The 10,848-nt window shown below is 25.0% G+C and carries 15 protein-coding genes; 2 read left to right on the forward strand and 13 right to left on the reverse strand.

Annotation, left to right across the window (positions count from 1 at the left end; genetic code table 11):
- Positions 1 to 5: 5 nt before the first annotated feature.
- From BN346_RS05540 to BN346_RS05570, 7 genes are all read right to left on the reverse strand, one after another.
- The gene (locus tag BN346_RS05540; protein WP_034440315.1) at positions 6 to 410 is read right to left on the reverse strand and encodes a hypothetical protein; all 405 of its coding nucleotides are present in this window, start codon (positions 408 to 410) and stop codon (positions 6 to 8) included.
- Positions 411 to 741: 331 nt separating this feature from the next.
- Positions 742 to 999, reverse strand: coding sequence for a hypothetical protein (locus BN346_RS05545; RefSeq protein ID WP_034440317.1), 258 nt, complete (start codon positions 997 to 999; stop codon positions 742 to 744).
- 11 nt (positions 1,000 to 1,010) lie between these two features.
- Entirely contained in the window at positions 1,011 to 1,238 is a 228-nt protein-coding gene (locus tag BN346_RS05550; protein ID WP_034440320.1) for a hypothetical protein, read from the reverse strand.
- 258 nt (positions 1,239 to 1,496) lie between these two features.
- Positions 1,497 to 1,700 (reverse strand): helix-turn-helix transcriptional regulator, encoded by a 204-nt coding sequence (locus tag BN346_RS05555; RefSeq protein WP_034440322.1) that lies wholly within the window; start codon positions 1,698 to 1,700, stop codon positions 1,497 to 1,499.
- 96 nt (positions 1,701 to 1,796) lie between these two features.
- Complete coding sequence (locus BN346_RS05560; protein ID WP_034440323.1) at positions 1,797 to 2,642, reverse strand: hypothetical protein; 846 nt, start codon at positions 2,640 to 2,642, stop codon at positions 1,797 to 1,799.
- A gap of 329 nt (positions 2,643 to 2,971) precedes the next feature.
- Positions 2,972 to 3,196, reverse strand: a complete 225-nt coding sequence (locus BN346_RS05565; RefSeq protein ID WP_034440324.1) for a hypothetical protein — start codon at positions 3,194 to 3,196, stop codon at positions 2,972 to 2,974.
- Positions 3,197 to 3,251: 55 nt separating this feature from the next.
- Positions 3,252 to 3,791 (reverse strand): hypothetical protein, encoded by a 540-nt coding sequence (locus tag BN346_RS05570; RefSeq protein WP_034440326.1) that lies wholly within the window; start codon positions 3,789 to 3,791, stop codon positions 3,252 to 3,254.
- Between the two features lie 502 nt (positions 3,792 to 4,293).
- On the opposite strand from BN346_RS05570, the gene BN346_RS22045 reads away from it, so the two are divergent.
- Positions 4,294 to 5,469 carry a DNA/RNA non-specific endonuclease gene (locus tag BN346_RS22045; protein ID WP_242838397.1) on the forward strand — a complete coding sequence of 392 codons (1,176 nt, stop codon included), beginning with the start codon at positions 4,294 to 4,296 and terminating at the stop codon, positions 5,467 to 5,469.
- A gap of 143 nt (positions 5,470 to 5,612) precedes the next feature.
- On the opposite strand, the gene BN346_RS05580 is transcribed toward BN346_RS22045, so the two are convergent.
- The 6 genes from BN346_RS05580 to BN346_RS21535 form a co-directional block, all read right to left on the reverse strand.
- Positions 5,613 to 6,950 carry a protein kinase domain-containing protein gene (locus tag BN346_RS05580; RefSeq protein WP_034440329.1) on the reverse strand — a complete coding sequence of 446 codons (1,338 nt, stop codon included), beginning with the start codon at positions 6,948 to 6,950 and terminating at the stop codon, positions 5,613 to 5,615.
- 136 nt (positions 6,951 to 7,086) lie between these two features.
- A complete protein-coding gene (locus tag BN346_RS05585) occupies positions 7,087 to 8,223 on the reverse strand; it encodes a DUF6575 domain-containing protein (RefSeq protein WP_034440332.1) in 1,137 nt (378 codons plus the stop codon).
- A gap of 261 nt (positions 8,224 to 8,484) precedes the next feature.
- Positions 8,485 to 9,507, reverse strand: a complete 1,023-nt coding sequence (locus tag BN346_RS05590; protein WP_051540067.1) for a GH25 family lysozyme — start codon at positions 9,505 to 9,507, stop codon at positions 8,485 to 8,487.
- On the reverse strand, positions 9,497 to 9,811 hold the full coding sequence (locus BN346_RS05595) for a hypothetical protein (RefSeq protein WP_034440335.1): 315 nt from the start codon (positions 9,809 to 9,811) through the stop codon (positions 9,497 to 9,499). The genes BN346_RS05590 and BN346_RS05595 overlap by 11 nt, the downstream gene beginning before the upstream one ends.
- 13 nt (positions 9,812 to 9,824) lie before the next feature.
- The gene (locus BN346_RS05600) at positions 9,825 to 10,043 is read right to left on the reverse strand and encodes a BhlA/UviB family holin-like peptide (protein WP_034440337.1); all 219 of its coding nucleotides are present in this window, start codon (positions 10,041 to 10,043) and stop codon (positions 9,825 to 9,827) included.
- 7 nt (positions 10,044 to 10,050) lie between these two features.
- Positions 10,051 to 10,206, reverse strand: coding sequence for a hypothetical protein (locus BN346_RS21535; RefSeq protein ID WP_158644452.1), 156 nt, complete (start codon positions 10,204 to 10,206; stop codon positions 10,051 to 10,053).
- A gap of 67 nt (positions 10,207 to 10,273) precedes the next feature.
- On the opposite strand from BN346_RS21535, the gene BN346_RS05605 reads away from it, so the two are divergent.
- The gene (locus BN346_RS05605) at positions 10,274 to 10,705 is read left to right on the forward strand and encodes a hypothetical protein (protein WP_034440340.1); all 432 of its coding nucleotides are present in this window, start codon (positions 10,274 to 10,276) and stop codon (positions 10,703 to 10,705) included.
- The last annotated feature ends 143 nt before the right edge of the window (positions 10,706 to 10,848 follow it).

Here is a 10,848-nt window from a genome sequence, read left to right on the forward strand (position 1 = left end):
ACCTCCTAATTACTTAAACAAGCAGGTATTTCATCAAATAACCTTGGTACAAAGTGTAAACTTCCAAATACAACTAAATACTTTATTATGATACTACCTACATCTTTAGCTTGCCCACCAGAGTAAACTGATTTTATAATTTCTTTAATGCACATTATTAAGCAAACCCAATATCCTATACCCTGTATTATCCCAAGTACTCTAAATCCCAAATTATCCAAAGGTGTAGTAACTCCACTATCTGCTAATACCAAACTATTTTGTATATATAACAAACTTCCTAATATCATGACTGTATTTTTTGTCATTGCTTTATCTGAAATTATTTTACTTGCAGCTTCCTCTGCAAAATCTATTTTATTTTTAATTCTTCTAACTTTTCTATTTTCATAAAATCCAATTATTTTCATTAAAAATTCCCTCCCAAATAAAAATGTATAGTATTTTATTTAATGGTTATAGTATTAGTAGTTAAAAAATATAAGGTGGTGTTTATAAAATGACAGTAGAATTTGGAATAGCTTTACTTTTTGCAGGCCTACAAATGGGTGCTAAAATAGTAACTAATCTTATAGGAATGTAAATAAATTGTTAATTAGCATTTAATATATAGTTACAATTAGCACATTTTTAAATGTAGTTGCATACGCTAGAGTATACGAACGTAGCAACGCAAGGAAGTGTACTATAGCTTCTTAGGTTAACTACACCCTTATGCATAAAGGGTGTTTTTCTTTATGTCTAATTACTATTTTGAAACTCAAATATTAATTTAGTTCCTTTTATTCTTAATTTTATGTTTAAACTGTCGTTTACTACATATCCGCAGCCATCATCTTGTAATTTTGTATAATCTTCTTTTATATGCCTAACTAAAGAACTATTTTCTTTAGTTCTAATGCTCCATTTGTCACCATTGTATTTTTTCTCTAACTCTCCTATTGTCCAACCAATTAGATCTCCATCATAAACTAAAACAATTTCACCTTTTCCCAACATTTTTGTACCTCCTAGTTTTTAAATAATTCTTTTAAATCAATACACTCAAATTTAGTCTTATCTTCACTAAGTCCTAATACACTTATTGGTAACCTTCCTAATAAAATATCCTTAATTATACTAGATGTATTACTATAGCTTTTTAACTTATCATATAGTTTTATTTCCTCCTCGCTTTTTTCACTAAAACTTAAAGATATTCGCATTCTTTCTTTTTTCTCATTTTCAGTTCTATGCATATACTTTTAACCTCCATTTTCCCTATTTAACTCCAATGGACTACAATGCTAATCCATAATGAATTCACACTTATTTGTCGTACAATTACACCACATGCATACTTTTTATCTTAATATGGCTCCATATGGTTTAGATGTCCTCCATTGTCTTATACTATATTCTATTCAGTTGTTGTAAAAAGTTTCCTGTTTATGAAAAATATTTTTATTTATAATTTTTATTTTTGTTTATGAAATTAGATGTAAAAAAAAAGGCCCTTAATCTTCAAGGTACCAAATATCTTCTACCTTTCGATTAAGAGCCTTTGAAATTTTTAATATTGTTTCTATATTCCCTTGTTGTTTATTACTTTCAATTTGACTATAAGTACTTTGACTTATACCTAATAATTTGCAAAATTCTTTTGAATTCATAAGATATTCAGCCATACGAATTTCTTTTAAATTATTTCTAACCCCCACAATACCACCTCTAATTTTATATTATTCGATATTATAGTTTAGTTTCCTTTATATGTATTAAATAAATTCTATATATTAATTTACATTTTTTATTATCTAATTTTTTTTTACCTTTACCAAATATGTATTTTCTTCAATTTCAGAAGAATAATCTAACTTCAATGACTTATTTGTTTTTTTTGTATTTTCTACACTTGATTTATCTATTTCTATAATTTCTTTTATTGCATCTTTATTAATAAATCTTATATTATTATCAACATCTTTAATTTTAAAGAAATCATTAAACACTCCAATTAAATATCCCTCAATACTATCATGCTCAGTTATTGTAAATCTATATAGTTTCAAATAAAGTATGTTTGATTTATAAAACATTATGCTTGATATTTTCAATATAAAAAAATGAATACTAAAATATATACATATATTCAAAACTACACCATGTTTATCATATGTTGTATTAATATCGTTTTGAAAAGAATTCACACTTAAACAACCTAAAGCAATAGCAATTATAACTTGTAATAACAATACCTTTATAACAATTATTTTATTACTCTTTTTATTTAATCTTCCTTCATATTTTTCTTCCAAAAATAACTTTAATTTATTTTCTTCTTTAAAACAAATGTAACACAATATTACAATTATCGTAATTATAGCACAATAATGAAAGATTTCATTATTTAGAATGCCATCTATTTCATATTTATTTTTATTAATGTTATGTGCTATAAGCATACTTCCTAGTATATATTCAAAAAATACAATTCCATTAATTATTGGTAATATCTTATTATTCGTTGTAACACCTATTTCTAGAGAGCCAAAATGTGCTTTGGCTTCATAATTAAATAGATATGTGTTAAAAGCAACAAATAATGTTAGTACTATTGAAATTTTTTCTATATTAGATAATATGTATTCTATAATATCCATATTTAACCTCTCTTTATGTCATTTTCTATAAAGTATATGTTTTATAGAATCAAGATTTAAACTTACTACATGCTTTATAACCCTTGTTTATAGCATCTTGTCTACTTATTAAAAAAATAGGTCTTTTCATTTTTCTCCCCCTTAAATTTAATATCTAAACTTATAATACAACTAAATTACATATACTTACATATTTTCAACAAAATTAGAATTAATCTGTGTTTATTAGACGCTTTATGCTTCAAAAAAATAAATGTGGTTATAAAAACCACATTTTAATATACTATATATATATGCTTAAATAACTTTAATATAGATTTTTTATAAATTCATTTTTTAATTTCTGACAATTCTTTGCATAATTCTTTAAATTTATCTGTAGTATTGTAAGTATAGATTTTCTCAGTTCTTAAATCTTTTAGTTTACATGCAAATGGCTTATACTCTATCGAATTTTCAACTATTATAGCATTAGAACCTTTTTCAGGGTTCGTCCATGTATAAGATAATCCTAATGATTCTACAAATTTATTTACCTGTTTACTATTTAACATATAAAACCTCTCCTTTAAAATAATATTTATTATTTTATTCTATATTTACTTTACATTACTCGTGTAATTTATGATGCTTAATATTTATTTTTGTAATATAGTATACATCTGTTTCTCTAAATGTACTTGCATGCTGATATTTATTTTGAGTCTTAATTCCTATTGGTTGATTTAAACATATCTCTTCACAATCTTCAACTATATTTTCTACTAATTCTTCTGCCAAATTACCATTAAAATTAAATTTATTGCTTATTTCAGTTAATAGCTCATCTGTTAATTCATATTTTCTATTTTCTTTAATTTGATCTTTTCTAGGAAAATAGTTAATTTGAAATGGAATTGTACTTTGAAATATATCTGAAAGACAGTATTTTGCACATAATTTAGATTCAATATCTTCATTGCCTTTTTCAAAAAATAAATCAAAACAATACATATCTTCAGCTGTTCTATGACGTAATGATGCCACACAACTTAATGTATTATCTATTCTAAAACTCTTTTCATTCTTTGAGTTTATATTACTCATAAATTCAGTTGGTTTAAAATTTTTCGATAAATTTTGCATATCTATATGATTTTGGTTATTCATAAAATATTCACCCCATATTTCTAATTTTATTTATTATATGCTTTTTACAAATATTCACTTTAATTTTATTTCAATTTCAAATATTAAATTCCTAATCTTAAGAAATCGTTAAAAATTTACGTGACATTACATTTTTGTAAAACCATCATATTACTATTTCTATAAAAATAGTAATATTCCTTCTATTTTTATAAAACTATAAAAAATTTTTATTTAGTACCTTTCTATATTAATTTATCATCATATTTCAAACTATCATATCTATTACTATTAACTTTTACATCTATAGTTATTGTTTTTTAGTCTTTAAATTCACTTTATCATAAGATACTTGTTTTTCTATGTCACAATACAATCTCACCTATAAAATTAATCTGATATTCTTGTATTAACATTATTGCTATTCTTAATCATTCGTTTGACATCTTAAATACCACATTGTAAAATTTAGGTATTAGAATAACATACAAAGATTAACTTAATTAGGGGGATTTTTTGAAAAATGGATAAATTTAAATGGACACTTAGTACTGTATTAGGTACAATTGCTATATTTTTTAGTATAGGATTTATAGCAGTTGGATTAGATTTAGATTTTTTATTGATTGCAGGTTTCGTAATTGCTCCTGTATCTGTAATTCTATTTAATAAAAAATTTAAGGTTAAGCCAAAGAAATATTATTCTAGTTTAATTGGTATTGTTTTAGCTTCATTAATAATTACAATGATTATAATGCCATCTGATACAAGTAGCAAAAATGAGGTAGCTACTACAAGTAAGCAAAAAGTCGTATCAGAAAGTAACAAGAAAGATGAAGTAAAACAAGAAAAGAAACAGGAGAAAAAAGAAGAACGTAAAAAAGCTGATACACCTACTGAAAATAAATTTGAAGGATACAAGTTAATAAAAGTAGATGGTGGAGATTTATCAGGTCATAGAGAGCCTAACGTTGTTGTAAATATAGGTTTTGGTAATAGAGAGTACTATGCTTTTACCAATGAATATGGTCAATTGGTGAAAGTAACTGCTAAAAAGATTATTCTACAAGATGATTCAAAAGAACCAGTCAATTCCAAGGGGCGATATTATAACGATGAAGCGAAAGTTCCTGGGGTTGAAAGTAAATCTCTAGATAAAGGACATGTAATTGCTGATTCACTTGGTGGAGTTTCTAATGCTTATAATATAACTCCTCAAAATAGCACTCTTAATAGACATGGAGATCAAGCTTATATGGAAGATGCTATAAGAAAAGCTGGTGGTTGTACAGATTTTGTTGCAATAATTACTTATCCAGATACAACTACTCAAATTCCAAGTCATTATAGCTATACTTATACTCTAAACGGTAACGTAGTCAATGATGAATTTGACAATATCAATCCTGATGAATATAATAAACAGAATTTAGATAAAAATAGTACTGGTAATGGAGGAAATTCATCAAATGTTGTCACTCCTGCACCTGTGCCAGTTCCAACTCCACAACCAGAACCAACACCTGCTCCAAGTAATACAGAAGATGCAAGTAGTAGTTCCGGTATAGTATATTGGACACCTAAAGGTAAGAGTTATCATACTACAAGAAGTTGTCCAACATTATCCAGGAGTAAAACTATTTTAGAAGGAACTATTGAAGAGAGTGGAAAAAGCGATCCATGTGATAGATGTCACTAATTATTAAGAATAAAAAGCCAGTATAATTAGATTACTGGCTCTTTATTTATTCATTTCTCTTAATTTTTGTTTATTTATGTGTTTTCAAATTTACAACAATATAAAGCTAGTGCGAATTAAGTTTAAAATTATATATTTTTCATCTAATCTACAAAACCATTTTGAACACAAATAAATGATATTCTCAAAATATTGTTATGTAATTTTTCATCCAACCAAATTATATTTAATCTTTTCCAAACCTCATATATCATAAAACCATTGTAATACATTATAATATCACTCAAAATCATTCTGTTATGCATATGAAGTTCGTAAATTTCAATTGAATTTCCCCTAGTATCTATTAGTTCATTGTGATAATCAATATATGAATTTGCTTTTGAATTTTTTAATTTACTTATATTCTTTATATACTCATCCTCACTTACACATTGACGATAAAGTTTTAAAAAACTCTCTTTTGCTTCTTCATAATTAATATCTTCTTTAATTTCTTTAAAAATCTCATAATATATATACAGTGTTGTGAAACTTATATCTTCAGATCTACATGAATTACATTCCCCAAACATAGTATTATCAATATTTGCATACAGACAATTTAAAAAGTTATCTTTTATTTTTACATCATTCCAACTTAATACATCTTTAAGTACTCCATTTAAATTAAAATATATTCCATGTGCTATATTATAACAATATTCAATTAATGTTTCTTTGTCATTAAGATTTTTCGATAAAATTCTAATATTTACAATTTCAATATAATGAATTAATGTTTTTGTAACTAATATAGGCTCACATAATCTCGAATCATTGTCATAAATTATTTTATTATTTAATTTATAATTCTTTATTGCAAAACATTTTTCATTATAATATTCTCCTAGAATTTTTTTTACTAAATCAATACAAAAATAATTTTCCCTCTCTTTTGATTGATTTCTATGTCCATATAGACTTGTACCAAAATCAATTATATGTATATTTTCATCTTTACTAATAATAATATTTTCGCCATGAAGATCTCCATGAATAATTCCACTACTTTGATAATCTAATACAGTTTGTAAAATTTTTTTACATACTCTAATTTTTTTATCAATACCATTATAACCTTTTAACCATTCATTTAAAGATTTGCCTTTAATATATTCCATCATAGACATATATATACCATCTTCCGTAACATGAGCATTGTAAATAGTCACAATATTGCTATGATTCAACTTTGATATTTTTCTTATTTCATTTAAATATTGCTTTTCTGATACTTTTCCATCTTTTGATTTTTTATTAGGCATCCATATTTTTATAGCATCTATTCTTTGGGTAATTTTATGCTGCGCCTTTAAAACAATTCCATTAGCTCCATTTCCTATTTCATCTATAAAATCATATTCCTGTAAGTCTATTTTTTGCCATTTATTGTTGATATATATTTTTAAAATGTTATCTTTATATTTGTATTTTCCCATTTAATCCTCCTTAAATTCTTATAACTATTTTGTTTGATAATTTATATATTCTAATTTAAAACAATTAAATTAGAATATATAAAAGATAAAAGGTAGCTATCAAAAACTACCTAAACATAATTGTTTTTTTTAATTATTACATATCATCTAAATATACTAAATTCAATAATATATATTTTATACTTTCTTCCATTGTTATATTATTTAAAGCACTGATAACTTTTATTTTAGCCTGTGCCCTTTTAGGTAATCTATACTCTTCTATATTAATGCCTTCATATATTATACCTTTAATTATTCCATCATTTGTTTCAAATTCAAATTTATTTTGTGATACATTTATTGCTACAACATTTACAATAAATTCAATTTCTTTTTCCAATTCACTTACTTCATTTTCTATCATTTCAAGATTTTTAGATATTTCATCTTTATTAATAGATATGTGTCTATATTTTTTATTAGGTGATGCAAAATATGTTTTTATACCTAGATTTTCCTTCTTTAAAAATCTTAAAAATTCTTTATATTGCACACTTACCAATGGATTTAAATTTTTAAATATATCCATAAGAGTTTCAACATTATAATTATTTTCTAAAATATCCATAAAAACATTCAACGAATTCTGTAAATCTGATTCATTTAATATGTTTGCTATTTTATCTGATTTCATTCTAATTCCAAATGATGCAGCATAAAGATTTACGCATTTCAACTTATTATTCTCTTTAATTTTCTGAGGTATATTACGACTTATTCCTTTCTTATATGCAATTAAATTAACTATATTCTGAGTTTTTTCTAAAAATTTCCCCAAAACATCTATATCCATTTCATGCTCATGTGTATTGTTTGGTTCTAATGATATATCTAAGATTTCCCTTCTCTCTAAAACAGATTCTTCAATCATTTTATTACTTTCTTCTTTTTTAAAATTCAACTCTTTACTTTCATATATAGAATATACAATATCTTCTTCTGGTAAATCATCATCTGAAATATTCTTAGAATTTATTATTGTTGCACTTCCATTTTTATATGTAAATGCAGAAATAGTTACCTTCCATAAGAACTCTCCCTCTGGATTTTTATATATATCGTATGCACGTATGTTACCTCTTAATGCTCGAATTAATCTTGCTTCACTAATTGGAACAAATAACCATTGCTCATATTCTTCTAATTCAATACAATTTGCTATAAACAATTGTCCATAATCATTTACACATGAAAATGTAAGCGGTTTATCTTGGGTATGTTCTATTTTCAAAGTTCATTTTTCTTCTCCATCCTAATATATTATATAATTCACATAAATATACAAACATTTACATAAACAGTTGTATAAATTTTCAATCTTTTTAATTATATAATATAATAAAATTTCCTTTATGTACAGTTTTTTACAAAAATCATTAATTTTATACATATTTTATTCATATTAAATTTACTTTTCTAATATTTCCTATAGTTTATAAATAGAATTTTTATAAAAAAATAAAAGGTAGTTCTTAAAAGAACTACCTTAAAACTAAACTAATTTGCCTGCATCTTTTAAGCTATCATATCTAGTACTACCAGCTTTTCCACCTATTTGAATAATCTTTTCAGCTTTCAATCCACTAACATCGAAGTCACTTTTCTTCATCATAGGACATTGATTTTTCTGTGCCACATATATCGCAGCATTTGCATCCATGTCACCAAAATAAAGTACTATTGTTTTCATATCATACACCTCTTTTTTTATATTCTCTTTAGCAAACTCTGTTTTTATAAAATCTGCCGATACATATCCTCCATGGTCTCCATAAAATATTGAATACCAAGTATCTACTTTTTTATCTATCCTTATAACTGCTCCATTAAATAATGTTCCTATTATATTTCCGTTAGGCTTATTTCGAACATTTAATACATCAGCTGTAACAATTCCCTCATTTTTATTAATAGTTACAACTCCATTAAATATTCCACTATTAAATTCATTAACATCACAATTCCCATTTACACCTGGAACATATCCCTTATCTGTATATTGAAATCCTACCCAATTGGACCATATACCATTGTAACTAGGTGGATTAACATCATAATCAGCTATCCATACTGGATATTTTGAAAGCCTTGAATCTAAATTTTCCCTAGCAAAAGATGTATAAGTATATACAACAACATTTTTTCCTGTTAATCTTTTTACTTCTTCTAAAAATGTTATACATGCACTAGTTAGTGTACTTTTATCCATACCACAATTTACTTCTATATCTAATGCTAATAAACAATCTGAAACTTTATTTTTAATGCATTCTACAAACCATCGAGCCTCACCTATAGCATCTCCTCTAAAAAAGTGATAGAATCCAACTTTTAATCCTTGTTCTTTTGCTCTACTATAATTTTGCTCTAAAAAAGCATCCTTGTAATTACTTCCTTCGGATGCTTTCATGTATACTACTTTTATTCCACTTGCCTTAACTTGATTATAATCTATATCTCCTTGCCAATTTGAAATATCTATTCCTTTTAAATTGCTTGCACTTCTACTTTGCATCAATATCACTCTCCTTATTGTCTTCAATTACTTTAACTTTTCTGTAATGGAAATCATATTGTCCTGTACTTGTAAATCCTATTAATATTGAGTTCAATAACATTAATGGTAAATTGATTAATTTAAAAGTTTTCAATGCTATATTAACTATCATAATTAATATAAATGCCACTATAACTGTCAAATATTTGGTTTGTATATTCTTAATACCTTTAATTTCTTTTATAAATTCAACTACCATTGATGTAGCAAAAACCATACCTACGAATGTAGCAATATATTCCCATGTTAAAAAACTATCCATTTATAACCCCACCTTATTTCAATTTTTCTTTTATGTCTTCAACATCTTGTTTTATTTCTGTTACAACTTCTATATTCTTAGTTAAATCCATTATTATTTTTTGGTTATTATCTATAGTTGCATTTAATTTATCTTCTCTTTCTTTTGTAGTTTTAAGCACATATATTGTAAGTAATATACATGCAAGACACCATATTCCTTGTGTTCCTGCTACTTTTAATAATTCCTCCATATTACACCTACCTTTGTTTAAATTCGTTGCTTAATTTATTTTTAAATTCATTAACAGTTTCTGTAATTTCTTTCTCTGTCTTTACACTTGTACTATAATTAAGTCTTATATTATAGTTAACTTTCTTAATTTCACTATTTCTTTTTAAATCCATTAATTTCATTTACATCGCAATCCTTTCTTTACTTATTTTTACATGATACAATATTTTTTGAAGGAGGTGATTTAAGATGTCTAATCCAAATTTAATAGAAGATAGAATTGATTTAAAGTGTCTTACTTTTGATTGCTTTTGTAAATCAATAGATTTTTTAAAATCTGGTGAATTAAAAAACATATCCGTTGGTGAAAATACCACTATTGTTATCCTTACTAATTTTGGAATAATGGAAGGTATACCATTAAAATTGAGCAATACTAAAGATACTCCAAGCGAAATTCTCATAAATGAATTAATTCCAAAAATATTTGAAATTCGTAATGATGAAATTATTAGACTTAAAGAAAAGAATGAGAATTTATCCTTAATAAATGATACCAGTTCAATATTATTAAAAGATGTTACCATAAGACCTTATTCTAATCCTGAGTGTATATCTCATATAAAATACTTAACTTTGTTTAGTGATCAAATTGTTGGAATTTCATTTGGAGAATTTTAATATTTAAAAATCAAATATAGAAGGAAGTGGTTATATTAAGCTACTTCCTTCTATATAAAAATAGGCAATAAAAAAGAACCATTATGGTACTGCTCTATTGCCTTTTAATTATTATTTTTTAGTTCGTCTTATTTTTCTAAGCC

The sequence above is a fragment of the Clostridium ihumii AP5 genome (assembly GCF_000612845.1).
GTDB classification, from domain to species: domain Bacteria; phylum Bacillota; class Clostridia; order Clostridiales; family Clostridiaceae; genus Clostridium_J; species Clostridium_J ihumii.

Coding starts and splice junctions, on each gene's coding strand:
- BN346_RS05540 (WP_034440315.1), bottom strand. CDS start 410: ATGAAAATAATTGGATTTTATGAAAATAGAAAAGTTAGAAGAATTAAA.
- BN346_RS05545 (WP_034440317.1), bottom strand. CDS start 999: ATGTTGGGAAAAGGTGAAATTGTTTTAGTTTATGATGGAGATCTAATT.
- BN346_RS05550 (WP_034440320.1), bottom strand. CDS start 1,238: ATGCATAGAACTGAAAATGAGAAAAAAGAAAGAATGCGAATATCTTTA.
- BN346_RS05560 (WP_034440323.1), bottom strand. CDS start 2,642: ATGGATATTATAGAATACATATTATCTAATATAGAAAAAATTTCAATA.
- BN346_RS05565 (WP_034440324.1), bottom strand. CDS start 3,196: ATGTTAAATAGTAAACAGGTAAATAAATTTGTAGAATCATTAGGATTA.
- BN346_RS05570 (WP_034440326.1), bottom strand. CDS start 3,791: ATGAATAACCAAAATCATATAGATATGCAAAATTTATCGAAAAATTTT.
- BN346_RS22045 (WP_242838397.1), top strand. CDS start 4,294: ATGGATAAATTTAAATGGACACTTAGTACTGTATTAGGTACAATTGCT.
- BN346_RS05580 (WP_034440329.1), bottom strand. CDS start 6,950: ATGGGAAAATACAAATATAAAGATAACATTTTAAAAATATATATCAAC.
- BN346_RS05590 (WP_051540067.1), bottom strand. CDS start 9,507: ATGCAAAGTAGAAGTGCAAGCAATTTAAAAGGAATAGATATTTCAAAT.
- BN346_RS05595 (WP_034440335.1), bottom strand. CDS start 9,811: ATGGATAGTTTTTTAACATGGGAATATATTGCTACATTCGTAGGTATG.
- BN346_RS05600 (WP_034440337.1), bottom strand. CDS start 10,043: ATGGAGGAATTATTAAAAGTAGCAGGAACACAAGGAATATGGTGTCTT.
- BN346_RS21535 (WP_158644452.1), bottom strand. CDS start 10,206: ATGAAATTAATGGATTTAAAAAGAAATAGTGAAATTAAGAAAGTTAAC.
- BN346_RS05605 (WP_034440340.1), top strand. CDS start 10,274: ATGTCTAATCCAAATTTAATAGAAGATAGAATTGATTTAAAGTGTCTT.